Source organism: Luteimonas campi, from assembly GCF_051162505.1.
GTDB lineage: Bacteria > Pseudomonadota > Gammaproteobacteria > Xanthomonadales > Xanthomonadaceae > Luteimonas.
This window is the reverse complement of sequence record NZ_JBNWEM010000001.1, coordinates 172,711-196,599: the sequence shown is the minus strand read 5'-3', so window position 1 is coordinate 196,599 and position 23,889 is coordinate 172,711. Positions and strand designations below refer to the sequence as shown.

The 23,889-nt window shown below is 68.3% G+C and carries 28 protein-coding genes and 1 pseudogene; 22 read left to right on the top strand and 7 right to left on the bottom strand.

The window, feature by feature from the left end:
* The first annotated feature begins 83 nt into the window (after window positions 1-83).
* A complete protein-coding gene (locus tag ACQYVW_RS00965; protein WP_434945751.1) occupies window positions 84-683 on the top strand; it encodes a M15 family metallopeptidase in 600 nt (199 codons plus the stop codon).
* A 17-nt stretch (window positions 684-700) separates the two neighbouring features.
* On the opposite strand, the gene ACQYVW_RS00960 is transcribed toward ACQYVW_RS00965, so the two are convergent.
* The 3 genes from ACQYVW_RS00960 to ACQYVW_RS00950 all read right to left on the bottom strand — a co-directional run bounded on the left by ACQYVW_RS00960 (window position 701) and on the right by ACQYVW_RS00950 (window position 1,765).
* Window positions 701-880: a hypothetical protein gene (locus ACQYVW_RS00960; RefSeq protein ID WP_434945750.1), complete on the bottom strand. Its 180-nt coding sequence runs from the start codon at window positions 878-880 to the stop codon at window positions 701-703.
* A gap of 122 nt (window positions 881-1,002) precedes the next feature.
* Window positions 1,003-1,590: a cysteine hydrolase family protein gene (locus tag ACQYVW_RS00955; protein WP_434945749.1), complete on the bottom strand. Its 588-nt coding sequence runs from the start codon at window positions 1,588-1,590 to the stop codon at window positions 1,003-1,005.
* A 1-nt stretch (window position 1,591) separates the two neighbouring features.
* Window positions 1,592-1,765 carry a hypothetical protein gene (locus tag ACQYVW_RS00950; protein ID WP_434933136.1) on the bottom strand — a complete coding sequence of 58 codons (174 nt, stop codon included), beginning with the start codon at window positions 1,763-1,765 and terminating at the stop codon, window positions 1,592-1,594.
* Between the two features lie 213 nt (window positions 1,766-1,978).
* On the opposite strand from ACQYVW_RS00950, the gene ACQYVW_RS00945 reads away from it, so the two are divergent.
* Window positions 1,979-2,281: a DUF3247 family protein gene (locus ACQYVW_RS00945; RefSeq protein WP_434933137.1), complete on the top strand. Its 303-nt coding sequence runs from the start codon at window positions 1,979-1,981 to the stop codon at window positions 2,279-2,281.
* A gap of 29 nt (window positions 2,282-2,310) precedes the next feature.
* Here the strand turns inward: ACQYVW_RS00945 and ACQYVW_RS00940 are convergent, their stop codons facing one another.
* On the bottom strand, window positions 2,311-2,568 hold the full coding sequence (locus ACQYVW_RS00940; RefSeq protein ID WP_434945748.1) for a hypothetical protein: 258 nt from the start codon (window positions 2,566-2,568) through the stop codon (window positions 2,311-2,313).
* A gap of 147 nt (window positions 2,569-2,715) precedes the next feature.
* Here ACQYVW_RS00940 and ACQYVW_RS00935 point away from each other — a divergent pair, with 147 nt between their 5' ends.
* From ACQYVW_RS00935 to ACQYVW_RS00925, 3 genes are all read left to right on the top strand, one after another.
* Complete coding sequence (locus tag ACQYVW_RS00935) at window positions 2,716-3,576, top strand: SDR family oxidoreductase (RefSeq protein WP_434945747.1); 861 nt, start codon at window positions 2,716-2,718, stop codon at window positions 3,574-3,576.
* On the top strand, window positions 3,569-4,648 hold the full coding sequence (locus tag ACQYVW_RS00930) for a BON domain-containing protein (RefSeq protein ID WP_434945746.1): 1,080 nt from the start codon (window positions 3,569-3,571) through the stop codon (window positions 4,646-4,648). The genes ACQYVW_RS00935 and ACQYVW_RS00930 overlap by 8 nt, the downstream gene beginning before the upstream one ends.
* 172 nt (window positions 4,649-4,820) lie before the next feature.
* Window positions 4,821-6,362, top strand: coding sequence for an FAD-dependent oxidoreductase (locus ACQYVW_RS00925; protein WP_434945745.1), 1,542 nt, complete (start codon window positions 4,821-4,823; stop codon window positions 6,360-6,362).
* Here the strand turns inward: ACQYVW_RS00925 and ACQYVW_RS00920 are convergent.
* Window positions 6,292-6,900 (bottom strand): hypothetical protein, encoded by a 609-nt coding sequence (locus tag ACQYVW_RS00920; RefSeq protein ID WP_434945744.1) that lies wholly within the window; start codon window positions 6,898-6,900, stop codon window positions 6,292-6,294. The genes ACQYVW_RS00925 and ACQYVW_RS00920 overlap by 71 nt on opposite strands.
* Here ACQYVW_RS00920 and ACQYVW_RS00915 point away from each other — a divergent pair.
* Genes ACQYVW_RS00915 through cydB form a run of 4 tightly spaced genes read left to right on the top strand, consistent with a single transcriptional unit; the run spans window position 6,838 to window position 11,029 of the window.
* On the top strand, window positions 6,838-8,100 hold the full coding sequence (locus tag ACQYVW_RS00915) for an SDR family oxidoreductase (protein ID WP_434945743.1): 1,263 nt from the start codon (window positions 6,838-6,840) through the stop codon (window positions 8,098-8,100). The genes ACQYVW_RS00920 and ACQYVW_RS00915 overlap by 63 nt on opposite strands.
* Window positions 8,091-8,567 carry a DUF2269 family protein gene (locus ACQYVW_RS00910; RefSeq protein WP_434945742.1) on the top strand — a complete coding sequence of 159 codons (477 nt, stop codon included), beginning with the start codon at window positions 8,091-8,093 and terminating at the stop codon, window positions 8,565-8,567. Before ACQYVW_RS00915 ends, ACQYVW_RS00910 begins: the two co-directional genes overlap by 10 nt.
* Before the next feature lie 45 nt (window positions 8,568-8,612).
* The gene (locus ACQYVW_RS00905; RefSeq protein WP_434945741.1) at window positions 8,613-10,016 is read left to right on the top strand and encodes a cytochrome ubiquinol oxidase subunit I; all 1,404 of its coding nucleotides are present in this window, start codon (window positions 8,613-8,615) and stop codon (window positions 10,014-10,016) included.
* Window positions 10,016-11,029, top strand: a complete 1,014-nt coding sequence (gene cydB, locus ACQYVW_RS00900; protein ID WP_434945740.1) for a cytochrome d ubiquinol oxidase subunit II — start codon at window positions 10,016-10,018, stop codon at window positions 11,027-11,029. The genes ACQYVW_RS00905 and cydB overlap by 1 nt, the downstream gene beginning before the upstream one ends.
* A 28-nt stretch (window positions 11,030-11,057) precedes the next feature.
* Here cydB and ACQYVW_RS00895 read toward each other — a convergent pair whose 3' ends face one another.
* Complete coding sequence (locus ACQYVW_RS00895) at window positions 11,058-11,555, bottom strand: hypothetical protein (RefSeq protein ID WP_434933149.1); 498 nt, start codon at window positions 11,553-11,555, stop codon at window positions 11,058-11,060.
* A 243-nt stretch (window positions 11,556-11,798) separates the two neighbouring features.
* Here ACQYVW_RS00895 and ACQYVW_RS00890 point away from each other — a divergent pair, with 243 nt between their 5' ends.
* Both ACQYVW_RS00890 and ACQYVW_RS00885 read left to right on the top strand, forming a co-directional pair.
* A complete protein-coding gene (locus ACQYVW_RS00890) occupies window positions 11,799-15,452 on the top strand; it encodes a hypothetical protein (protein WP_434945739.1) in 3,654 nt (1,217 codons plus the stop codon).
* Window positions 15,453-15,512: 60 nt separating this feature from the next.
* A complete protein-coding gene (locus tag ACQYVW_RS00885; protein WP_434945738.1) occupies window positions 15,513-16,511 on the top strand; it encodes a hypothetical protein in 999 nt (332 codons plus the stop codon).
* 146 nt (window positions 16,512-16,657) lie between these two features.
* Here ACQYVW_RS00885 and ACQYVW_RS00880 read toward each other — a convergent pair.
* Window positions 16,658-16,816 (bottom strand): annotated as a pseudogene (locus ACQYVW_RS00880) (DUF3693 domain-containing protein); the annotation flags it as partial.
* Window positions 16,817-17,108: 292 nt separating this feature from the next.
* Between ACQYVW_RS00880 and ACQYVW_RS00875 the strand changes: the two are divergent.
* From ACQYVW_RS00875 to ACQYVW_RS00825, 11 genes are all read left to right on the top strand, one after another.
* On the top strand, window positions 17,109-17,291 hold the full coding sequence (locus tag ACQYVW_RS00875) for a hypothetical protein (RefSeq protein ID WP_434945737.1): 183 nt from the start codon (window positions 17,109-17,111) through the stop codon (window positions 17,289-17,291).
* A gap of 85 nt (window positions 17,292-17,376) precedes the next feature.
* Window positions 17,377-17,523, top strand: a complete 147-nt coding sequence (locus tag ACQYVW_RS00870; RefSeq protein ID WP_434945736.1) for a hypothetical protein — start codon at window positions 17,377-17,379, stop codon at window positions 17,521-17,523.
* Complete coding sequence (locus tag ACQYVW_RS00865; RefSeq protein ID WP_434945735.1) at window positions 17,520-18,119, top strand: hypothetical protein; 600 nt, start codon at window positions 17,520-17,522, stop codon at window positions 18,117-18,119. Before ACQYVW_RS00870 ends, ACQYVW_RS00865 begins: the two co-directional genes overlap by 4 nt.
* Complete coding sequence (locus ACQYVW_RS00860; RefSeq protein WP_434945734.1) at window positions 18,109-19,200, top strand: replication initiation factor domain-containing protein; 1,092 nt, start codon at window positions 18,109-18,111, stop codon at window positions 19,198-19,200. The genes ACQYVW_RS00865 and ACQYVW_RS00860 overlap by 11 nt, the downstream gene beginning before the upstream one ends.
* Window positions 19,197-19,469 carry a hypothetical protein gene (locus tag ACQYVW_RS00855; RefSeq protein ID WP_434945733.1) on the top strand — a complete coding sequence of 91 codons (273 nt, stop codon included), beginning with the start codon at window positions 19,197-19,199 and terminating at the stop codon, window positions 19,467-19,469. Before ACQYVW_RS00860 ends, ACQYVW_RS00855 begins: the two co-directional genes overlap by 4 nt.
* 9 nt (window positions 19,470-19,478) lie before the next feature.
* Window positions 19,479-19,679 (top strand): hypothetical protein, encoded by a 201-nt coding sequence (locus ACQYVW_RS00850; protein WP_434945732.1) that lies wholly within the window; start codon window positions 19,479-19,481, stop codon window positions 19,677-19,679.
* 15 nt (window positions 19,680-19,694) lie between these two features.
* Window positions 19,695-19,919, top strand: a complete 225-nt coding sequence (locus ACQYVW_RS00845; protein ID WP_434945731.1) for a major capsid protein — start codon at window positions 19,695-19,697, stop codon at window positions 19,917-19,919.
* A 382-nt stretch (window positions 19,920-20,301) separates the two neighbouring features.
* A complete protein-coding gene (locus ACQYVW_RS00840) occupies window positions 20,302-21,582 on the top strand; it encodes a hypothetical protein (protein ID WP_434945730.1) in 1,281 nt (426 codons plus the stop codon).
* A complete protein-coding gene (locus ACQYVW_RS00835; protein WP_434945729.1) occupies window positions 21,582-21,965 on the top strand; it encodes a DUF2523 family protein in 384 nt (127 codons plus the stop codon). The genes ACQYVW_RS00840 and ACQYVW_RS00835 overlap by 1 nt, the downstream gene beginning before the upstream one ends.
* Complete coding sequence (locus tag ACQYVW_RS00830) at window positions 21,965-23,197, top strand: zonular occludens toxin domain-containing protein (RefSeq protein ID WP_434945728.1); 1,233 nt, start codon at window positions 21,965-21,967, stop codon at window positions 23,195-23,197. Before ACQYVW_RS00835 ends, ACQYVW_RS00830 begins: the two co-directional genes overlap by 1 nt.
* A complete protein-coding gene (locus tag ACQYVW_RS00825; protein ID WP_434945727.1) occupies window positions 23,191-23,847 on the top strand; it encodes a TraX family protein in 657 nt (218 codons plus the stop codon). Before ACQYVW_RS00830 ends, ACQYVW_RS00825 begins: the two co-directional genes overlap by 7 nt.
* Window positions 23,848-23,889: the final 42 nt, after the last annotated feature.

The following is a 23,889-nucleotide window of genomic DNA, read 5'->3' as shown; positions in this document are numbered from 1 at the left end:
CATCGCAAGCGCCTCGCGGCCCGGCGTCGCCGGCGCTGGCCGCCGCAGCAGCGGAGGCGCCTTCCACGCCGTCGTCCGTGGGAATGGTCGACATCGCCGAACTGGCGCCGGGCATCGATCTCGACATCCGCTACGCCGGCACCAACAATTTCACCGGCACCCGCGTGGATGGTTACGACGCAGCCAGGTGCTACCTGCTGCGCGAGGCCGCCGAAGCGCTGCGCGACGCGGAGCTGGAGTTGCGCACCGAGGGCCTGCGCCTGCGGATCTACGACTGCTACCGGCCGGCGCGCGCGGTCCGCCAGTTCGTGCGCTGGGCCGCGGACGCCAGCGACCAGTCCACCAAGGCGGCCTACTACCCGGCGCTGGACAAGGCCAGCCTGGTGCCTGGCTACATCTCCGACCGATCAGGCCACAGCAAGGGCGCAACGGTGGATCTGAGCCTGCTGGACTGTCGCAGCGGCCGCTGCGAGTCCCTCGACATGGGCACGGACTACGACTTCTTCGACCCACGCGCCAATACGGACCACTCCGGGATCACGCCGGCCCAGCGGCGCGCACGCACGCAGCTGCGCGACGTCATGGCGCGGCATGGCTTCGAGAACTATCCGATGGAGTGGTGGCATTACAGCTTCCGGATGGAACCGCCGCCAGAGGCCTTCCACGATGTCCCGATCCGCTGATGACCGGTCGGCCGGGCTCAGCCGATCTTCTTGAACGTGTTGGTGTTGCCGAGCTTTTCGATCTTGCCGCCGGCCTTGCGGAATGCCGCCAGGTGGTCCTCGATCTGCTCGCGGGTCAGGGAGGCGTTTTGCTTGCCACCGGCCTTGCCGGACTTACGGAGAACGGTGTTGTTGGTCTTGGGGGCCATCAGGGTCATCGGTTGCGGATGGTGCGTCACCATACCGTGAAGCCCGTAAAAATTTGTCAATTGGTGGCGGACGTCGGCCAAATGCCCCGTATCTGCAGCGAATTCAGTCGTATCTCGGCCTAATCGACGGCTCAGCGTCCGCCTGCCGCGGAACCCCGGTCTGCCGCCCAGGCCACCGCGGCCCGGCTTCCCAGCACGCGCGCGGTGCCCGAGCCTTCGATCACCCGGAGTGCCGGCATCTGCAGTTCCGCCCGGCCCGCCACCGCATCGCGGACCACGGCGACCTCGAACTCCCGCGAATTGCCATCGATCGCAGTGGCCAGCACGCAGCTTTCCAGCGCCATCCCGGTCAGCAGCAGGCGGCGCACTCCGAGCTTGGCCAGCAGCACGGGCAGGGGCGTCGCGAGGAACGCCGAGTGTTTGGGCTTGAGGACGAAATGGTCGCGTGGCCCCGGATCCAGGCGGGTGGCGATCTCGGCCGGCGCTCCTCCGGCATGCACCGCCATCGCCACCTGCTCGCGAAAGTCGGAACGCCAGCGGGCGAAATTGTCGTTGGCGAACACGACCGGCCAGTCGCGATCGTGGAACCGCCGGCGCAGCGCCTGGATCCGTCGCGCCGCCGCCACCGCCCGCGGCGCGATCCTGTCGGCGCCGGGAAAATCCAGCAGCCCGATCATGTCGATGATCAGCAGCGCGGCAGGCGCGCGGCCTTCGTCCATATCACTCTGGCCTCTTGGCCGGAATGAACGGCGAAACCGGATCGCTGGCGGGGAAGGTTTCTTCCAGCGCCTCGTCCTGGTTCTCGCTTTCCCTGGCCTTGCGCTCCCGACGCTCGCCCGGAGTCTCGTCTTCGGGCGTGGTGGAATCCTGTGGATCCTTGCGATCGCGACTCATGGTGGTGTCTCGGTTGGGAGGCGTGAGTGATAGCGCAGCGGGTGTTGAGCGCGCGTGACCCTGCGCCAGGGCGTTGCGACGCGGAAGTCGTGCGGGCCTGAACCCCAGCCATCGGCGGCGCGCGCACGCGCCTGTCTCGACGCCGCGCACGCGTCGACTTGACACGTGACTGCGTAGGATCCGGCAGCAACACACTATCGAAGGCGCAACGCCATGACACAGCATGCGGAGCGGGTCCATGTAAGACAGCAGGACGTCGAACGATTGTCCTCGCTGTGCGATGCGCTCGGGGAACAGGAACGGGTCACGATCACCTTGGCCAACGGCGCGAAGGTATCGGGCGTGGTCATCGCCAAACCCGGCCTGCAGACCTTCCTCGATCACAGCGGAAACGAGGGCGTGAATGCGGTCCTCAAGCTCGACAACATCGGCGGGATGGGCGTGATCCGCTACTTCTGGCTGGACGACGTGGTCGACGTGTCGCACCAGCCCTCGACCGAAGCGCCGGGACGCTGACCCGCGCCCGGCCCCGAGGAGGCCGGAAGTCACCGTGCCGGCGGCGACGTCTTCTCCGGTTCGACCGGGGTGGTCGATGTCGGCGGATAGCGGCGCAGGCAGGCCTCCCGTTCGGCACCGATCATGCTTTCGCAGTTGGCGATACCCGCGGCATCCTGCGGCGCCGGGCTCACCGGAACAGCGGGGACATCCTCGGCGGGAACGGTCCCGATGGGATCTGCATGCTTTTCGCAGGCGGTGGCCAGCGTCAGACAGGCGGCCATCAGCAGACAGCGCATGGGGTTCATGGGGGAATCCGAAAGACGGGCGGGCCAGCTTGCAATTGCTGCGGTACGCCCTGCGTGAAGCCGTCCGTTACCGAATCCTAAGGCGGCCGCGACATCGGCTGCACGCGCCGACTGCCATCGTGCTCTTCCCCATGCACGGAGCGCGAAATGAACGACGATGCACACAAGCTACCGCCGCAGGAGCAGGCGCACCAGCCGGGGCAGCAGTCGCAGATGCATCCGTTACCCGAAAGCATTCGCGAAAGTTATCGCGGGTCGGGGCGGCTGCAAGGCAAGGTGGCCTTGATCACCGGTGGCGACAGCGGCATCGGGCGCGCGGTCGCGCTTCACTTCGCCCGTGAGGGCGCCAAGCTGGTGATCGGTTATCTCGACGAGCGCGACGACGCCGCCGAGACCGAACGCCTCGTGCGCGAGGAAGGCGGGGAGTGCAGCAGCGTGGCAGGCGATGTAGGCGACCCGGCGTTCTGCCGTGAACTGGTGCGTCGCACGGTCGACCTCCACGGCAGGCTGGACATCCTGGTGAACAACGCTGCCGAGCAGCACACGGTGGAGAAGCCGGAGGACCTGACGCCCGAACAGGTCGAACGTACGTTCCGGACCAATGTCTTCGCCTACATCAATCTCGCGACCGCGGCGCTGGAGCACCTGGGCGAGGGTGGGTCGATCATCAACACCGGCTCGGTGACCGGTGTGCGCGGTCACGAGAAGCTGATCGACTACGCCTCGACCAAGGGCGCCATCCACGCGCTCACCTTTTCGCTGGCCCAGGCCGTGGCAGATCGGGGCGTACGCGTGAACGCGGTCGCCCCCGGCCCGATCTGGACCCCGCTGATCCCGGCCAGCTTCAGTGCCGAAGAGGTCGCGGAGTTCGGCACGTCAACCCTGCTAAAGCGCGCCGGCCAGCCCTCCGAGGTCGCGCCGGCCTACGTCTTCCTGGCCAGCGAGGAATCGTCCTTCATCACGGGCCAGACCATCCACATCAACGGAGGAGGGCACATCAGTGCGTAATTCCAATCGATGGAACCGGGGCTCCGGCTCCGACAACGAACGCCAGACCGCCGGCGTCGGCGAACTGCGGGCGGTCGCCGAACGCCTGCTGGAAACGGGCGCGCACTATCTCGAACAGGGCCGCGAATGGCTGCACGCGGCGACCCGACGCGAGCAGGGCGGCCATGACGAAGCGGAGCGGCGCCGGGAAGGCTTCCGCGGTAGCGAGGAAGGTTTCGGCCCGCCGCCGCAGGGCTTCGGCAGCGGCGGCGAGGACCCGCTGGGTCCGTGGTCCAGCAGTGATCGCCGGGGCGGCTCCGGAGGCGCGTCGGGCTCCGGCAACCGCGCCTACTCGACGCGGAATACGCCCTACGAGGGGCGGACGAGGGCCGGCTACGACTACGACGATCATCGCGCACGCGAGTTCGACGCGCATGCCGATCACCTGGCGCGGCAGCGACCGGGCGGCGCGATGCACGAGGACGGCTATCGGTCCCCCGGTCGCCAGGACTGGATGCGGGACGCGGATTACATACCGGGCAGTTATGGTTTTGGCGGGGAAGGGCGGCCGCAAACCGGCGCTGCGTCCGGCCGCGGTGGACAGGGTTCGGCACGTGGAGGCAGCGATCATTCCGGACATTGGGACCAGGCCTACCGCGCGCAGGGCCAGGGCGGCCAACGTGGTCGCGGGCCCCGCGGCTGGTCGCGCTCGGACGAACGCATCCTGGAAGATGTCAACGAACGCCTCTGCGACGATCCGATCGTCGATGCCACCGAGATCGAGGCGCGTTGCGAACAGGGGCGGATCGTGCTGGAGGGCACGGTGCCGACGCGCTGGATGAAGCATCGCGCGGAAGACATCGCCGACGCAGTCCCGGGCGCCAAGGAGGTCGACAACCGCATCCGCGTGGCCGCCGAGGAACCAGCGCCGCGCGGCGACTTCGACACCGGCAGCGACCAGCGCCGGACATCGGAAGATCCGCTGTCGCAGGACAGCGCATCGAAGCAGCAGACACGGTCGGCCACGGCAACTCCGGCCACGGGTGCGGCGGCCTCGCAAGGCGCGGCACCGGACCCGCAGCAGCCGCACTGAGCAGGCACTCGGGGTAGCCCAGCAGGGCTCCCCGATGAAACGAGGGCGGAGGGGCGCAACCCTCCGCCTGCGTCGCCGGGAACGGCGGCTCCTCTTCTCTACTGGTGATGCACCCTCCCTTCACTCCCGCATTTGCAAGCTGGCCCGAGTGATAGGCGCGCAGGGAGTCACCATGGGCACGGCAAGGACCATTCCGGTCTGGGAGGACATCGGCGCACGGACGCGGGCATGGTGGAGCGAGGAGCCCGGACCTTCCGGTTGCGATGTGGTCGTAGTGGGCGCGGGCATTGCAGGGCTCACCACTGCCCTGTGCCTGCTGCGCGAAGGTCGCGAGGTCCTGCTGGTCGACCGGCAGGGCGTGGGCGCCGGCGAAACGCTCAGGACCAGCGCCCACCTGGCATCCGCACTCGACAACCGCTTCAGCGTCCTGGCCCGGTACCACGGTCGCGAGGGCGCCAGACTGGCCGCAGCCAGCCATGCGGCCGCCATCGACTGGATCGAAGCACTGGCGATGCAGGACGCGGACGCCTGCGGATTCCGGCGCGTACCGGGATATCTGTTTCCGTGCGATGGCGACCCGTCCGGCCTGGAGCGCGAGGCTGCAGCGGCCGCCGATGCGGGGCTGGATGTGGCCTTGTTGCGCGATGGCGTCTCGGGGCTGCCCGCGCTGGGGCCGGTTCTGCGATTCGACGGGCAGGCGCGCATCGCGATCGGCGACTACCTGTTGCACCTGGCGCACTGCGTCCACGACGCGGGAGGCCGCTTCCTCCGTGCCGAGGCGACGGCGATCGACGGAGGTCCGCGCGCGGTCGTGCAACTGCGCAGCGGCGGGCGCCTGCAGGCGCGCAGCGTGGTCTCCGCGGCCAACGTGCCCTTCCACCAGACAGGCGTCGCCTGGCTCGAGCAGGCCGCGTACCGCACCTATGTGGTCGCGGGTCACGCGCCGCGAGGCGCCATTCCGGATGCGCTCTACTGGGATGACGGCGATCCCTACCATTACGTGCGCCTGCTCGAGGATGGCGACGATCGGGTCCTGGTGCTGGTCGGCGGCGAAGACCACAAGGTCGGACAGGACGACGACCCGGAAGCGTACGTGCGCCTGCAGGCCTGGGCCCGCAGGCGCTTTCCTGCGATCACGCATTTCACTTCGGCATGGTCCGGGCAGATTCTGGAACCGGCCGACGGCCTTGCCTTCGCCGGCGCCGATCCGGAGATGGAGAACGTCTACCTGATCACCGGCGACTCGGGCAATGGCCTGACCCACGGCACGCTGGGGGCGCTGCTGCTCTGCGACCTGATCCAGGGGCGGCCCAACCCCTGGGCCGAACTTTACGACCCTGCACGACGCCGCTGGGCCAGCGCGGGGCCATGGCTGAAGGAAAACCTCAACTCAGGCGCGCAGTACCGCGACTGGATCGCACCGGCAGACCTGTCCGATCCTGCCGAACTGACGCCTGGCAACGGCGCGGTGCTGCGCAGGGGCCTGCGCCGTCTTGCGGTCTACCGGGACGGTCACGGCGTGCTGCATGCGCACGACGCCCGCTGCACCCACATGGGTTGCGTGGTGCGCTGGAGCAGGGAGGAGAAGTCCTGGGATTGCCCCTGCCATGGCTCGCGATTCGAGGCGGTCACCGGGGCGGTGCTCAACGGCCCGGCGAGCGAGCCTCTGGCGCCGTGCGAACTCGACGAGGCTTCCGGGCAGGAGGGGCAGTGAGTGTCTTGCTCCTCCCGCGCGAGGCGAGCGTGGTGGCGACGTACAGCCCGAGTGCGAACGCGGCGTACGCGCAACCGATGCCCGCCGGGCCGATCCGGTGTTCGAAGCCCGGGCTGAGTCGGCGGGGCACCACGTGATAATCGACTACGTAGGCGACGGCGGCGACGCCGGCGGCGCGGATGATACGTCCAGCCGGCGGCGACCGATCCGGCCGCAGCGTCTCGTAGCCGATTGCCCAGAACAGCGAGCTGGCATGGTGCACCGCGTAACCGGTGAGCGTGTACTTCGGCGAGGGCCGCGCAATATGGCGAGCCCGCGGATACCAGAACCACTGGCTGGTGGCGTTGGTGCCCGCGGCGGCGGTGCCGCTGCGGCTGCGGCTGAACATCGACACGACAAGCGTGCTCAGCACGCTGGCGAGCGAGCCCGAGCGCAGGGCACGCATGGGCAGGGTGGTCGTCGGCCCCTCGCCGTCGTGGTGCTCGGCGGCGGCCTGGTGGGCGCGGCGCTGGTCGATGCGCTGGCCGCCCGCGGTCATCGGACCGCCCTCGCCAGGCGCGGCACGCGGGAACATGCCGGGACCGCGGTACTGGCCTGGGATTTCAATGCGCTGCCCGACGAACGCACCCTGGCGGACGCGCTGGCGGGAGTGGACGTGCTGGTCAATACGGTCGGCATCTTTCGCGAGGCAGCAGAGCAGAGCTTCGATGCAATACATGTGAAAGGACCGCGCCAGCTGTTCGAGGCCGCCTGCCGCGCGGGCGTTGCGCGCATCGTCCAGCTGTCGGCCCTCGGGGCCGATCCGGCATCCTCCCTGCCGTACTTCGCGAGCAAGGGGCAGGCCGAACAGATCCTGCGCGGACTGCCGGTGCAGGGGGCGATCGTGCGGCCCTCGCTGGTGTTCGCGCCCGCCGGCGCCAGCACGCGCTGGTTCGCGCAACTCGCCAGCCTGCCGCTGCTGCCGCTGCCTGGCGGCGGCCGCCAGCGGATCCAGCCGGTGCACCTGGACGACCTGGTGGAAGCCCTGGTCCGGCTGGTGGAAGCGGACCGGGTTCCCCAGTCGCTGGATGCGGTCGGGCCGCGTGCGCTGACGCTCGTCGAATACCTTGGCCTGTTCCGCCGTGGCATGGGGTTGCGCGGCCGCACCGTCTCCGTTCCATCGTTCGCCGCGCGCGGTGCGGCCTGGCTGGCGGCTTCGTTCTGGCCGCGCGTGCCCTTGGACCCCGACGCCTTGGCCATGCTCGACGCCGGGAACACGGCCGACCCGGGACCCCTGACACGATGGCTCGGCCGCCCGCCCCGCGCACCGGAGTCCTTCATCGGCCCGCACGCCGGCGCCATCATGCGCTGGCCGGCGCTGCTGTCATGGACCGTACCTGCGATGCGCTGGACCGTGGCTGCCATGTGGATCGCCACCGGGATCGTGTCGCTGTGGCTGTACCCGCGCGAACTGAGCCTGGACATGCTGGCCCAGGTGGGCTTGCGGGGACCGCTGGCGGACGCGGCCCTGTGGTCCGCCGCACTGCTCGACATCGCCCTCGGCGTGGCGTTGCTGCATGCGCGCTGGCGCGCGCCCGCCTACCTCGCGCAGCTGCTCCTGGTCCTCGGGTACACCGTCATCATCAGCATCTGGCTGCCCGGGCAGTGGCTGCACCCGTTCGGCCCGGTGCTCAAGAACCTGCCGCTGCTGGCGATGATCCTCGCCCTGCTCGCACTCGACCGGAAACCATGGACCTGATCCTGGTCAAGTACCTGCATGTGCTGTCCTCGACGCTGCTGTTCGGCACCGGCATCGGCACGGCGTTCTACCTGTTCTTCGTCAGCTGGACACGCGACGCGAAGGTCGTGGCGGCCGTCGCCCGTCTGGTGGTGACCGCAGACTGGATCTTCACCGCCACCACGATCGTGTTCCAGCCGCTGAGCGGCTTCTACCTGGCCCATCGCATGGGCATCCCCTGGGCCACGCCGTGGGTGTTCTGGTCCACCGTGCTGTTCGTGATCGCCGCGTTGTGCTGGCTGCCGGTGGTGTGGCTGCAGATCCGCCTGCGCGACATCGCAGTCGAGGCCGCCGCCACCGGCAGCGAGCTTCCGCCGCGCTACGCCGCGCACCTGGGCGCCTGGGCCGCGCTGGGCGTGCCGGCGTTGATCTCGTTCCTGGCGATCTTCTACATGATGGTGTCGCGACAGGTGCCGTTCGTCGACTGAGGCGGGTTCACCCGCTCTTAGCGGGCGCGGTGCTATCCAGTGGCGATGGATGCCTTGCTCCTGTCGCGGATCCAGTTCGGCTTCGTCATCAGCTTCCACGTCCTGTTCCCGGCCTTCACGATCGGGCTTTCGAGCTGGCTGGCCTTCCTGGAATACCGCTGGCTGCGCACCCGCGACGCGGTGTGGAAGGACCTTTATTTCTTCTGGCTGAAGATCTTCGCCGTGTCCTTCGGCATGGGCGTGGTCAGCGGCATCGTGATGAGCTTCCAGATCGGCACCAACTGGTCCGTGCTCGCCGAGCGCGCCGGCGCGGTGCTCGGGCCGCTGCTGGGCTTCGAGGTGCTGACCGCGTTCTTCCTCGAGGCCACCTTCCTGGGCGTGATGCTGTTCGGGTGGAAGCGCGTGCCGGAGCGGCTGCACTTCCTGTCCACCTGCATGGTGGCCCTGGGCACGCTGATCTCGACGTTCTGGATCCTCTCGGCCAACAGTTGGATGCAGACGCCGCAGGGCTACGAGCTGGTGGACGGCATCTTCCATGTCACCTCGTGGCGCGAGGTGATCTTCAACCCGTCGTTCCCGTATCGCCTCACGCACATGACCCTGGCGGCCTTCCTGACCACCTGCTTCGTGATCGGAGGCGTGTCGGGCTGGTACCTGCGCCGGGGCGTGCACCAGGAGGCGGCGACCCGAATGCTGCGGCTGTCCACCGCCTTCGCCCTGATCGTGGTGCCGCTGCAGATCCTGGCCGGCGACCTGCATGGCCTCAATACCGCCGAGCATCAGCCGCTGAAGGTGGCGGCGATGGAAGGACACTGGGAGCGGTTGCCGGAAGGGGAGGGCATGCCGCTGGTGCTGTGGGCGGTGCCCGACCAGGACGCCGGCACCAATCGCCAGCAGGTGGCGATCCCGAGGCTGGGCGGCCTGATCCTTACCCACACCTGGGACGGGCAGATCGATGCGCTGGATTCGGCGCCCGCCGAAGATCTGCCACCGGTCGCGCCCGTGTTCTATGCGTTCCGGGTGATGGTCGGGCTCGGGGTCGCGATGCTGCTGCTGGCCATCGCCTCGGGCGTGCGCTGGCGGCAGGGACGCCTGGCCACCTCCCGCGGCCTGCACCTGGCCTGGAACCTGATGCTGCCGGCCGGGTTCGTCGCGATTCTCGCAGGCTGGTTCGTGACCGAAATGGGCCGCCAGCCCTGGGTGGTGTACGGCCAACTCCGCACCGCGGAGGCGGTGAGCAACGTCGACGCGACCAGCGTGGCCATCTCGCTCGGCGTCTACGTGCTTGCCTACGCCGTGGTGTTCGGTTTCGGCGCCGCCTACATCATGAAGATGCTGCGCCGCGGGCCGCTGCCGCATGAGCCCGAACCGGAGACCGAGGGCGGCGACCGGACACCCGCACGGCCGCTGAGCGCGGCCGATGCATCGCTCGAAGAGGGGACGCGCTGATGCCGATCGAAACCTGGCTGCCGGTCGTCTGGTTCGGCGTGATCGGCTTCGGCGTGCTGATGTACGTCGTACTCGACGGGTTCGTGCTGGGCCTGGGCATCCTCGCGCCATTCGCGGAGGACGAAGACCAGCTCGACCTGATGATGAACACCGCCGCGCCGATCTGGGACGGCAATGAAACCTGGCTGGTGCTGGGCGGTGCGGGGTTGCTGGCTGCGTTCCCGGCGGCCTACGCGCTGGTGCTGTCCGCCCTGTACCTGCCGGTCCTGCTGATGCTGGTGGCGCTGGTGTTCCGCGGCGTCGCCTTCGAATTCCGCTTCAAGGCCGGAAGCACCCGCTGGCTGTGGGGCTGGGCGTTCGCGCTGGGCTCGCTGTGCGCGGCGTTCTGGCAGGGCGTGATCCTCGGCGCCCTGGTCGAGGGCATGCCGGTGGAGGAGGGGCGCTACATCGGCGGACTGCTGTCGTGGTTCAGTCCGTTCTCGATGCTGACCGGCGCCGCCGTGGTGTTCGGCTACGCGCTGCTGGGCAGCACCTGGCTGATCCTCAAGACCGAGGGCGACCTGCAGCGCGTGGCACGCGTGCTGACGCGGCCGCTGGTCCTGGTGGTGGCCGTGTTCATGGGCCTGGTCAGCGCCTGGCTGCCGTTCCTGGATTCGCGCGTGATGTCGCGCTGGTTCGAGAACGGCAACTTCTGGTGGCTGTCGCCGGTGCCCGCGCTGACGCTGCTCACGGCGCTCGCGCTGTGGCGCGCGGCGATGGCGCGGGGCCGCGACGCGCGCCCGTTCGTGCTGACCCTGTGCTTTTTCGGGCTGGGCTTCGCGGGGCTGGTGCTGGGCATGTGGCCCTATCTGGTACCGCCATCGCTGACCATCTGGGAGGCGGCCGCGCCGCCGTCCTCGCAGGGCTTCATGCTGGCCGGCGTGGCGGTGCTGCTGCCGGTGATCCTGGGATATACGGCCTGGTCCTACCGCGTATTCCGCGGCAAGATTCTGGCGGGGCAGGGATATCACTGACACGCCGCGCCAGGCACGGCGGCGTACATCAGCTCATTGCCGTGGCCGCATCGTAGGCCAGGCGCGAAGCCCCCGCGCCCTCCAGCGCCTGCTGCACCGCAGGCAGTTTCTCCGGCTCGGCGTCGACGATCACCAGCACGCTGCCGGCGTCGAGTTCGGAGCGGAAATGGCGCCTGATGGGATCGCGGACCGAAGCGCCGGCCAGCGACCCGCCGAGCCCGCCCATGGCCGCCACGATGCCGGTCGAGAGGATCAGCGCGTAGGCGGGCATCCCCCAGAGCAGCATGATCGCGATACCCGCCACCAGGCCGATGACCGCGCCCATCAGCACGCCCCGCATGGCGGCGGGAACCAGGTCGCTGTCGGCCAGCTTGCGGCGGTTGCTGACCCGCCGGACCTCCGTGTCGGAGCGCGCGATGATGTGGACATCGTCGTCCGGAATGCCCCCCTGGGTCGCCAGGGCCGCCATCCGGTTGGCGTCCTCGACGCTGCCTGCCTTGAACACGCTGCGATGCTTGATGGACATGCTTGACCTCGCTCACGTCAACCGCGGGAAGAGGGCTGGAGTCTAGGGAGGCCGGCGTGCGGTACGCGTGTACGCGCGCGCCGTGAACGCGTCTCGAGGGCCTGGCCGGACGCGCTGCCCTGTGCTGCGGTGCATGGCGGCCCTTGCGCGATCTCCCCGCCACCAGGTGACCGTTCCCGGATCGCCGCGGCGTTGGTGAGGAGGAACCCGTCGCGCGGCGACGGCGCCAGAGGATCCCCCGCCATGGCACGCAAGACCCGTTCCTCCTCCCCCCGCGCATCCGTCGCCGCGGCGTCCGCGGCCAGCAGCGGCACCGGTGCGTCCCGCGTCGCGCAGCCCGCCGCGGAGCGTTTCGATGCCCCGATCTCGCGCGCGTTCCTGCCGGCCTTCGACGCGGTGGATGCAGACGAAAAGCAGTTGCACGCCCTCAGCGAACAGGACCGCGAACAATGGATGGCGGCCAAGCTCGCCGACGTCAGCCATTTCCGCGTTGGCCTGGGCTCGCTGAAGCTGCACGCCCGCACCGCACGCGCGCTGGTGCCGCAGGTGCGGGCCTTGCCCCGGCAGGTGCGCGGCCGCCTGCTGAACGCGGATGGTTCGGCGGCGGCCCGGGTCAGCGTGACGCCGACGCTGCCCGGCCACGATGACGCCGCGCTGGCCCGCGCCGTGCTGACCGACGACTTGGGCGTGTTCGTCCTGCCGCTGCCCGACGTGGACGACGCCCAGCGCCGCGCGCTGTTAGCCGACGGACTGGGCCTGCGGATCACCGGCGCGGGCAATGCCACCGCAACGCTGGTGGTGGCGCTGCCGCGGCGTGGCGGGCAGGCGCTGGGCGAGCTCGCCCTGCGGGCCAACCTGCAGCCGCTGCCCCGGAACATCGTGTCCGCGCTGGTCGACCTGCTCGACGATCTTCCGGCCGTGACCGGGAGCCCCGGGCTCAGCGACGGCACCCAGGAGCCGGTGCGGATCCAGATCGGCCAGGACGCATGCAACATCCGGTTCGAGGAGGACGCACACCTGCGGCGGTTTCCCTACCGCACCCTGGTCCGGCTGATCGAACCGCGCACCACGACCGTGAGCCGGGTCATGATCTTCCGGCCAAGTTTCGACGTGGCCGGTGCCGCCGACAAGGCGATGATGACGCCCCTGTTCAATCCCGCCTGGCCGGGCGTGTTCGCCGGAACGAGCACGCGCTTCGTCGAGCGTGTGCCGGTGGACAAGCCGATCAGCGTCGACGGATTCCGCGACCAGCTGATCGGCGTCACCGGCAACCGGATCGGTCCGCAGCGCAGCGTGCCGATGGCGGGAACGCTGGGCCTGGGCTATGTGCTGAACCTGGCGCAGGTCTGGAAATACGACGGGCTGACCCTGGGCAACCTGCTGTACTCGCTGCCGCTGGCGCCGGGCGAGCAGCAACGCATCGCGGTGTCCGAACGGCGGGCCACCGCGTCGGTGCGGGACCAGGAACAGCTGAGCATGTTCGAACAGCAGTACGCGGCCCTGCGCGAGGACGCGTCGAGCTCGGCCGTGTTCCATTCGGCGTTCACCGAGCGCATCGACGCCGAAACCATACAGAGTGGCGAGTCGAGTTCGCCGGGCAGCGGCATCGGCGGCGCCATCGGCGGACTGCTGGGCGGCGTCGCCGGCTTCTTCGCGGGCGGGCCGGCCGGGGCGCTGGCGCTGGGCACGGCCGGCGCCGCGATCGGTTCGTCGGTCGGGGCGGGCATCGGCGGTATCAACAGCAGCGGCACGTCCTCCAGTTCGCTGGACGGCGCCCGCACCTACAGTTCGCGGGCCGCCGAAGACCTGCACCGGGCGGTGGAGCGCCAGGCATCGGCGCGCCGCTCGGCCAACCGCACCGCGATCCGCCTGGCCACCGCGACCGAGACCGAGTCGGTGACCACCAAGGTGATCACCAACCACAACAAGATGCACGCGCTGACCATCCAGTACTGGGAAGTGCTGCGCAAGTTCGTGGCGACCACCGAAGTGGAGGGCTGCACGCTGGTGTGCTTCGTACCCCTGGACCTGGTGCGCTTCCTGCCGGCCGGACAACCGCTGGCGCTGACCTCGGAAGCGACGGTGGACACGCGCACGGAACTGGTGGTGCGCTTCTCGATGCTGCATCGCCATGCCGACGCGATCCGCTCCTGGCTGCCGGCGCGGCACCGGGAGGGCCTGCGCGTCCTGGAGGCGTTCACGGCTGATCCGCGCGCGCAGGTCGACCTGGGCGCACCGTCCGCGAGCACGCTCAATTTCTCGATCAACGGCCGCTGGCTGCCGTTCGAACGCGCCCAGGTGCAGGTGGTCATGCGCGACGGCCGGCGCCTGCGGCCGGTGCAGCTCGTCTCCTCGCAGGCGGCGCTGGAACAGAAGAAGTTCGGCACCCGCGAAGCGTTGATGGCCGAACTGGTGCGGCGACGCGACGAGGACACCGTGGCGATGAGCGGACGGCTGCTGCTGCCGCAGGACGCGGAAGCGGCAGACGTGGTCGCGTTCGAACTCACGCGCTGGTTCGACCCGCTGCACTACCAGTTCGACCTGGAGATGATCCCCGCGTTCGCGGCGCTGAAGGCCCTGGGCATCAACGTGGGCCTGCCGCAGTTCGAGTCGTCGCTGCGGTTGAGTCCTGCCGAGCTCGAACAGGCGCTGCGCGGCCCGCTGGTCTGGGATTTCAAGGCGGCCGTGGACGGGGTGAACACCCGCATCGAGGCCGACTCGCTGGCTTACGGCCAGGAGTTTCCGCCCAGCGGGCTGGCGATTCCGGCGATCGAGTCGCCCGCCGTGCTGTCGTTCCGCGACGTGATGCGCATCGAGGCCACGCTGCAGCATGTGGTGCGCAACACGCTCAAGTATTCCAAGGCGGTGTGGATGAGCCTGAGCGCGGAGGAACGCATCGTGATGCTCGAGGGCTATACCGTTGGCCTGCCCGAGGACGGGCTGGATCCCGACGCGCTCAACGATCCCGGCCAGCACGTGCCGCTGCTCAACTGCGTCGCCAACCAGGTGCTGGGGTTCTACGGCAACTGCATGGTGCTGCCCTTCAGCATCCCCGCATCGTTGGCCGTCCAGCTCAACGGCGACGCGGAGGGGGAGGGGGAGGGCGGCGAACAGGAACCCTTGACCACCGCCGCGGTGCAGGACGCGCTGACCCAGTTCCATCGCGAGGGCTTCTCGCCACCGGAGTCGCGTTTCACGCTGCCCACGCGCGGCGTCCTGGGCGAGGCGGTGCTCGGCCACTGCGCGGCCGCCGAAAAGATCGATCTGACCCGGTTCTGGAACTGGCAGGACTCGCCCGCGCCGGAAGCGACCGCGATCGCCGGTGTGGGCCTGCGCGGCGGCGGGGTAGGGAACCTGGGGGCACCGGATTCGCTCGCTTCCATCCCGCAGATCGTCAACAACGTGGGCGAAGGCTCGGCCCTGGGCGCGCTGGCCCAGGCGCTGGCGGCGCGCGGTGGCGACGCCACGCCGTTCTCCGCGGAGTTCGTGACTAAGAACATCGACGCGGCCGGGACCGCCCGCAGCGGCGCGCTGACCGCACTGACCGACCTGTCCAAGCAGGCGATGAACACCGGCGTGGAACTGTTCAAGGCGCAGGCCGCCGCGGACAAGGACAAGGCCAAGGAAGACGACAAGGGCAAGGCGATCGACGCCGCGGTCAAGGATCTCAAGGACAACGCCGCCTCCTACCTGGGCGGCGCGGCGCAGGCGGCCACGGGGGGCGGAGACACCGCGGCCGGCGTGTTTGCAGCGGCCAAGATCCTGTCGCTGACCGGCGGCGCGGAACTGCCGAAGGACAAGGCCGAAACCCTGCGCGCCGCCTACGACAAGAGCGAGGGCGGCAGCCGCACCCTGGCCAGCACCGCCTGGCTGACCGCATTGAAGCTGATTCCCTGACCGGGCCCGGCCGCCGCGCATCGCGCCGGCCGCGACCACGCTTTCTCCTGGAGCCGCGTCATGAGCGACACCACCCAATCTCCCGTCGATACCTCCTTCGCTGGCCTCGTCGACGCACTGGTCGAACTGATCCGATCCGGCGTCCGGCCCGATGTGCTGGAGGCGCAGCGCGTCCTGCTGCAGCGCCTGTCGACACAGGGCGACGTGTTCCCGGCGCGGATCCCGGCGCCACGCAACATCACCGAGGTCGGCGGCTATCTCAACCTGCTCGAGCGGGCCGGACACATCGACCTGCGCTCGTCGGCACTGGCGGGGGCGCTGGGCATCGCCGGGCCGGCGATGGGCGGCGAAGTGCTGGCCGGGGTCGTGCCGGTGGGGTTCGTCGATGCGCCCAACCACCGGCCGGCAGGGCCGGGCCAGGCGTCGATCCCGCCGCTGCTGCGCATACGCGCCGACTTCCACGCGCCGCTGATGTCGGCCTTGGCGGCCATCCAGGCGGCGGGCTGTGCACTACCGCTGCGCGTGCCGCGCGCGGCGCTGCCCGCGTCGCAGCCCGGCGCCGGCCCTTGCGGCCCGGACCTGGCTGCCGTCCTGGACGCGCTGGGTCGCAGGCTGTCGGTCTTTCCGGGCACCATCCTGGTCGATCCTGCCGCCGATCCGCTCGCCATCGCGCGCCCGGAAGCGCCGGCCAGCGAGCCGCTGCGCCTGGTCGCGCGCGAACTCACCGGGGCCGGAGCCGTGCCCGAAGCGAGCTGGGTCGCCGTTCGTGCTTCGGCCAACGCGGTGACCGACGACGCGCCGGCGCCACGCCGCTATCTGGATCTCGCGCCGCTGCTATCCGCGGCCGGCTGGCACCATCCCGCGCCAGTGCAGCCACCGTCCGACCTGGGCCATCGCGGCACGCTGGTCGAACTGGTGAACTTCACCGGACTGATCGCCGGCGAGACGACGCTGGGCGAGGAGCTCGCGCTGCTGTACCCGCCGGCGGCGATCGCGCGGTCGGCGTTCGCTACCAGCGCAGATCTGGTCTGGGACGGGCAGCAGTTCGCAGGCGCATGAGCCGTGATTGTCTGGAGCGGCAGCCCGGCGAGCACCGTCGGAGCGGGGCTGTCGTCGCTGGTGCAGGCCGGCTCCTCGACCGATCGTGGTATTTCTGACTTCGCATAATGCATCGTTCCTCCGCTCGCTACGTGCCCGTAGGCCGCCTGTACGGGCTGTGGAAGGGCCCCGACGAACGCGACCGCTAGGAGGGTAGCGGTAGCCGCTAGCCGCCTTGCAATCGACTGCCACCGCGCTTTTGCTTCGCCCTCAGTCCTCGCCGCCTGGGCGATGGCCAGCCACTTGTCTACGTCCTCGCCTGCCATCCGCGCGAGCGCCATAACGTCACCGTCCGTTGGCACCTTCACGCCTGACCGCCAGTTGGTGATCAGTTGCTTGGAGCGGTCCAGCCGCTCGCCGATGTCGGTGTAGTTCGCCCCGGTTCGAGCCTTCGCAGCGTCGATCAGGTCCGCAATGGTTTCCATGAGTATCCCCGGGGGTTGACAACAGTCTCCCGGCGAGCATACTGCGCCCGTGTATGCCGTAGGGCATACCGCCCCGCCCCGGTGCCCTGCCGGGTGTCGGGGCACCTACAGGGCGCAGGGCAGGGGATAGGGCATGGCACGACTCACCGACACGGAGCGCGGCGCTCGCATGGCGCTCGACGTTGCCACTCACTGGCTGCACCCGGACCTGTTCGGTCTCGATCCGGCTTTCGATGAAATCGCCCAGGGCGTGTTCGCCGCTGCCGCCGAGCAGCTGGCCGAATGCCGGGCTTGCCGCCAAGCGGTGGCCGCATGAACGCCCTCGACCACTACACCTGGCAAGCCATGCTTGCCGAAGCGCTCCGCGCTGCGGATGCCATTCCCACCGGGGACCACTGGGCATGACCCGCTGCCTGATCTGGGGCGGGAACAGCATCGTGTTCGCCGCGCTCGCCGCCCATCCCAACCTTCCCACCGGCTGGAGCATCGCCGCGGCTGCCGTCGCTGTCGCCTGCTGGTCTCGCGGTTTCCAGGTGGCGCGCGCATGAGTGCCCACGTCGCTGTGCTGTTCGCCAGGGCTGACAGCAACTACAAGCAGCTGCCGGGCGTCGATGTGTACGACGAAGCCCGCGACGCTCGCACGTTCACCGGCCGCGTGCCGGTCGTCGCGCATCCTCCGTGTCGCAGCTGGGGCCGCCTGCGCGCCCTGGCGAACCCGCTTCCGCATGAGCGCGACCTGGCAATCTTCGCCGTCGCCCAGGTGCGGGCGAATGGCGGCGTTCTGGAGCATCCCGCGCGCTCAACCCTCTGGGCCGCCGCTGGCCTTCCTGTGCCCGGCGAGCGCGACGCTTGGAATGGGTGGACGCTGCCCATCGTGCAACGGGACTTCGGACACCGCGCCGACAAGCCGACCTGGCTTTATATCGTCGGCGTTGAGCTGGACGCGCTGCCTCCGCTTCCACTCGCTCTCGGCCACGCCACGCACGTCGTCGGCCGTAGCGGGCGCAACCGTGACGGCTCCCGCCTCCGCAAGGGGGATGCCGCTTGGCGTCCCGAAGTCAGCAAGGCCGAGCGCGAGCACACGCCGCCGCTGCTCGCCGCCTGGCTGGTCCGCGTCGCCCAGGAGGCCACCCATGCCCGCTGACGGCACTTTTCACCAGTCAGCCGGTGCAACCGGGCCGGCGCAGCCGGTTGGCCCGGGCAGTAACACGGGCCAAAAGTCCCCCGAAACGCTCCCGAAGGCCCGCGCCTCGAACACGTCCACCACGGCTGTTCGCCCTGAAAAGTCCTCGCTGACAGCCCCGATCATCGACTACTGCACTGCCGTTCTCGACTCGGACAAGGCGAAAAAGCTGTTCCGCAAGATGGGCATGACCGACGTTCTGCGCTACGTGTTCGGAACCGGTACGGCCATCGCAGTCGGCCCGCTACAGGACCGCGTTTTCAACTTCTACCAGCGCAGCGCCACGATGGTGGATGCCACCGGGAGCGTGTGCGGGAAGATTGGCCTTCGCGACGACGGGGCCATACAGATCAGCCTGACGGGGCAGGGGTGTCAGCACGTGCCCTCGTTCCCGCAGGTTGCGGACAGGCTCGATGACCTGGGCGCTCGATGCAGCCGCATCGACATTGCCGTCGACGACCTTACCGGCGACACATTCGATATCCAGACCTTTCTCGATCTCTACGACCAAGGCGAGTTCACGACCAATGGACGCCCTCCGCTTGCTTCGTTTGTCTCGGATTGCGGTAGCAACAAGGGTTGCTCTTTCTACGTCGGCCAGAAGGGCCACAAGCAGCTCAACATCTACGAGAAGGGCAAGCAGCTGGGCGATCCCGAGTCCAGGCACACGCGCTGCGAGTTGCGGCTCTACGCTAAGCGCATAGACCTGCCGAACGACGCGCTCCGCTCGCCTGGCAAGTATTTCGGTGCCGCGTATCCGTTGCTGGAAGCCTTCGTCGTCGGCGAGGTCGAACGCCTCGGCATCAAAGAACAGATCGTCAACGCGACGACTGCCGCCGCGGTGCGTTTCCTGCGCACGCAGGCCGGCACCACGCTCAATGCCTTCCTCGACGCCCTGGGCGAGGAAGAGGGCATGGCTTTCATCAGGAAATCGATTCTTCGGACCGACCGCCCCGGCCGTTGGAAGCACATCACGGGCGACCTTTCGGCGCTGATCCGCGCCCAACTCGAACAGTCACTAGCAGAGGAACCATCCCTATGAAAGTCACCATCACCAGCACCCACGTGGACGAGAAGAAGTGGTCGAAGGGCGACCGCTCCGGCGTCATCCGCACGCAGGAGGCCATGGCCGAAACCCCGCGTTTCAGGCAGGTCATCCGCCTCGACCTCGGCCCCACCAACGAGCCGCACCCGGTCGGCGAGTACGCGCTCGACCTGGAACAGGCCGTCAGCGTCGGCGACTTCGGTGACCTGAAGATCGCGCGCCGCTTGCCGCTGGTGCCCGTGGCATCGGCCAAGCGCGTGGCCTGACCCGTGGCCGTGTACGTCCTCGCCTGTGACGAAGCGGACTACGACGTCCAGGCGGGGACGTGCGCACAAGAAATCTGGATTCCTCCGCCGTCAGTGATTCCGGCGCTGTCGATAGAGGATGCACAGCAGATAGGCGCGCAGATCGCTCTCCTCCTGGCTGTGGCGTTCGTGTTCCGCACCCTCCGGAAATACCTCGAGCAATTCAACTGACCAAGGAGTCAAGCCATGCTGCAGAAGTTCTCCAACAAGTGGGCCGCCCTGACCGCCGCCCTGATGTTCGCCCTGGTGACGCCGGCCGCGTTCGCGTCCGGTGGCGGTGGTGGTGTCGACGTGTCGGCCACCGTGTCGGCCATCGGCGACGCCCTCGGCCCGATCGGTCAGATCGGCATCGCCGTGCTGGGCGTGCTGGTCGCGATCAAGGTCTACAAGTGGGTCCGTCGCGCCATGTAACGGCCGCCCCCGGCGAGGGTCCGACTCCCCGCCGGGGGTTTCTTTCTGCAAGGAGACAGTGATGGAAGGTTGGATTTGGCTCGTCGCGTTCTTCGCCGCACTCCTGATCGTGTTCTGGGACTGACCGATGGATCTGGGGCGCACCTTCTGGAAAGTGACGCGATATGCGCGAGCGGCACGCTTCTGGCTGCTGTTGGCGCTTGCCGCGTTAGCGTTCTTTGGCTGCAACGAAGCCCACGCTACGGATACATGCCCGAACACAAATCCGCGGCAATGTGATCGTGGCGAAGCGTATGCCGATGCGCGGTCACAGGCGGCCGCGCTGGGACCGTCCAGGTGCCCCACACATGGATATCCATCGTTCAGCCGCGTTGGGGAGCCGATGCACACGCCCACCGGTACAAGCGGTTCCTACACTGGCACGTACTACTGCAAGAGCAACAACGGCACGGAAAGTTCCTTGCCTTTCAATGTGCCTCTAGGTTCTTTCTACGGCGCGTGTGCGGCGCCCACCGTCTGGAATGAACAATTGAAGATTTGTTGGACTCCTTGCTCTTCAAGGCAAGACCGACAGTGGAACCCCGGCCAAGTCGGCATCGTCAATGGCTCGACCACGTGCGATAACGGTTGCCTCGGCGTCATCTTCAACAACAGCGGCTCGCCCGGCTTCACCGTCACGTATGCTGGCGGCTTGCAGTGCACCGCGCCCCCGTTCCCGAACGGCTGCGAAGCCGCGCAGACCTCGCTTGGCTGGCGCAATCATCCCCAAGTGGCTGGAGTCTGTTTGCCTCCGTCTTCGGCGTGTCCTGATGGATCTGCCAAAGACCCTGTGACCGGCGAATGCGGCAACGACACATGCCCGCAGGGCATGGTTTTGAATGCGCAAGGCCAGTGCGAAACGCAGGGCGATAATTGCCCTGCGGGGCAGACCCGCGCGCCGGACGGCAGCTGTCAGGGCGGCAACGACAACTGTCCGGCTGGTCAGGTGAAGGGGCCGGACGGCACCTGCAAGCCCGATGGTGATGGCGACGGTGAACCCGATGAAGGGTCTGCCGACAGCTTCTCGGGCGGTGAGTCCTGCGACGTGCCGCCCACTTGCTCCGGCGACGTGATCATGTGCGGTATGGCGCGCATTCAGTGGCGTATCGACTGCAACACGCGGAATGAGGCAAAGATCAACGGCGGGTCGTGCAACGCGATTCCTGTGTGCACCGGCAAGAACTGCAACGCGCTGGAATACGCACAGCTGATCCAGCAGTGGAAAGCGTCATGTGCGTTGGAGCGGCTCGCCGAGAACGGCATTCAGAACGGCGGCGGTGATGACGGCACGACGGCCAGTTACGATCCCACGGAGGACGCAGTTGCAGTGACCGACAGCACCGCAGGGCAAGGTGATCCAGACGACGCCTTCACCGACGGCAGTGGAAACAACGGCGGCGCGGGCGGCAACCCTGGCGGCGATGGTCAGCTTGACTCATCCGGCCTCGGCTACGGGACCAGCTGCCCGAACTTGCCATCGGTCAACGTGTTCGGTGCAACGGTCGATTTCCAAGCCGCCATCGGCGCTGACATGTGCGATTGGTTCCGCCTGGGTGGGCATATTCTGCTCGTCCTCGCGGCACTGCTTTCACTTCGAATTCTTGCTTCGGGGATGTCCGTCTAATGGCCTGGCCTCTGGTTCTCGTCGGTGGTGCGACGGCTGCTGCAAAGCGCTTGACCGCAAGTGCGGTGGTTGCCGGCGTGGTCAGCGGCATCACCTACATGTTCAAGACCAAGCTCGGCCTGTTCATCATGGGTGCGATGGTCTGGCTCGGGATCAACTTCGCGACCATCAAGATCATCATCGAACCCGCGATTGATCTGCTGCTCGGCTACGCCGAGGGCGGCATGGGCGGCGGCCAGTTCGCCGGTCCAGCCATCGCGTGGATGGGTGTCCTCAACTTCGATAAAGCGATCACGATGGTCATCTCGGCCATCGTGTCCAAGCACGCCGTCATGCAAGGGCGGCTGTTCCTGTTCAAGCGCGGATTCGGAGCGACGCCCTAATGCCCATCGAGTTGCTGACCGGTCTGCCCGGAACCTCGAAGACGACGCGCCTGGTCGCGCGCATGATCGAGGAAAGCCAGAAGAAGAACCCGCGCCCGCTGGTCGCCATGGGCGTCAACGGTCTCAAACCCGGACTCGCTACGATCCTGGACGATCCTCGAAAGTGGTCGGAGGTCATCGACCGCACGCAGGGACCGTGCACGTGCCCGCTGATCGGCGGCGATATCGACCCGGAAACCGGCAAGTACCCGCCGCACACTCACCGGATCCCGGCGGGCGCCCTGGTCTTTATCGATGAGGCATGGAAGTGGTTTGGCCACTTGCAGGATGCGTCCCGGCAGGCCACGCCCAAGCATGTCCTCGACTTGGCCGAGCATCGGCATATGGGTATCGATTTCGTCTGGACCACGCAGGCGCCGCAGCAGATTTACCCTTTCGCGCGCGCGATGGTGAACACGCACACGCACATCGTGCGCAAGTTCGGCACGCAGCTGTGCGATACCTACAGCTGGGGCGAGTTGCAGGAGGACTACAAGTCCGAAGGCCGACGCGCCGCCGCGCTCAAGGGCACCAGCGCGATGCCAAAGCATGCGTGGGAGTGGTTCACCTCCACGCAGGAAAACACGATCAAGGCCAAAATCCCGTTTCGCGTGGTCGCGCTCCCGCTGCTGCTGATCGGCGCTGCTCTCGCCGCCTGGACCGCCTATGTGAACCTTCGCCCGGCCACCGCCACGGAAGCCGCAGCCGTAGGGCCGGATTCCGGCTTGCCGGAACCGGCCCCTCGCGAGGACCGTGCCGCTGCCCGCGAGCGGACCTCCCGACCGGCCACAGCCGCCGAGTACGCCGCCCTCCACCTGCCTCGCTTCGCGACCATGCCGCACACCGCTCCGGTGTTCGATGATCGAGAGCCGCTTTCTGATCCGCTGCTCATGTGCATGTCCGGAGAGGCGGGCATTGACGCTCAGGGCGAGTTCAAGGAAGGGGCCTGCACCTGCCTTTCCGAGCAGGGCACCAGGTACGATATCGGCGAGGGCGAATGTCGCCGTGTGGCGCGCTGGGGCCAGCCGTACAACCCGTACCGCCGTACCGGCGGCCAGCAGCCGCAGGATCGCCGCAGTGAGCCGCAGGAGGCGCGTCCGATGGCGCGCGGACCCGTGGACGGCGTGGCAGGCGAGGGCGGGGCAGGGGGCCGCCCTGCAAGCTATGGCGGCATGAGGGCATCGTCATGGTGACCCGTGCGGAGAATTTCGGCGGGGTCAGTGATGCAGGCCTGCTGTTGGTCAAGCTGGCCGCGTTCGCGGTGATGATCCTCGACCATGTGGACTGGTTTCTCTACGGCGGCGCCCTGGGCATCAATGCCACCATCGGCCGCGCCGTGTTCCCGGCCTTCGCCGCGGTGCTGGGGATCAACCTCGCACGCATGAACGTTCCGGGCATGTATCGCTTGACCTCGCGCTTGCTGCTGGCCGGTGCGGTCGCCTCGGTGCCGTACACGCTGCTTCAGGGCGAACTGCTGCCGCTCAACGTCCTGTGGTCGCTCGCGGCCGCCGTCGTGATGGTGACTTTCCTGCGCCACGGCTCGCGCCTGGGCGCGCTGCTGGTCTGGATTCCTGCCGGTCTGTTCCTCGACTACCAGTGGTGCGGGTTGGCCGCAGTCGTCGGTGCATGGTGGCTCGCGTCCCGTGGCTTCCGCGGTGCGTTCTTGCTCGCCGCGCTGCTGGTGGTGCCGTTCAACGGGTCGTGGTGGTCGCTGGCCGTGCTGCCGCTCGCGCTCGCGGCGGGCACGCTCCCGGCCGGTCCCGCGCCTCGCTGGAAGTGGCTGTTTTACGTCGGCTACCCTGCGCACCTGGTCGTGCTGGCGCTGCTCGAGCATGTTCTTTAGATGGAACGATCACATTCTGACGAACGGTACTTGACAGCCTGT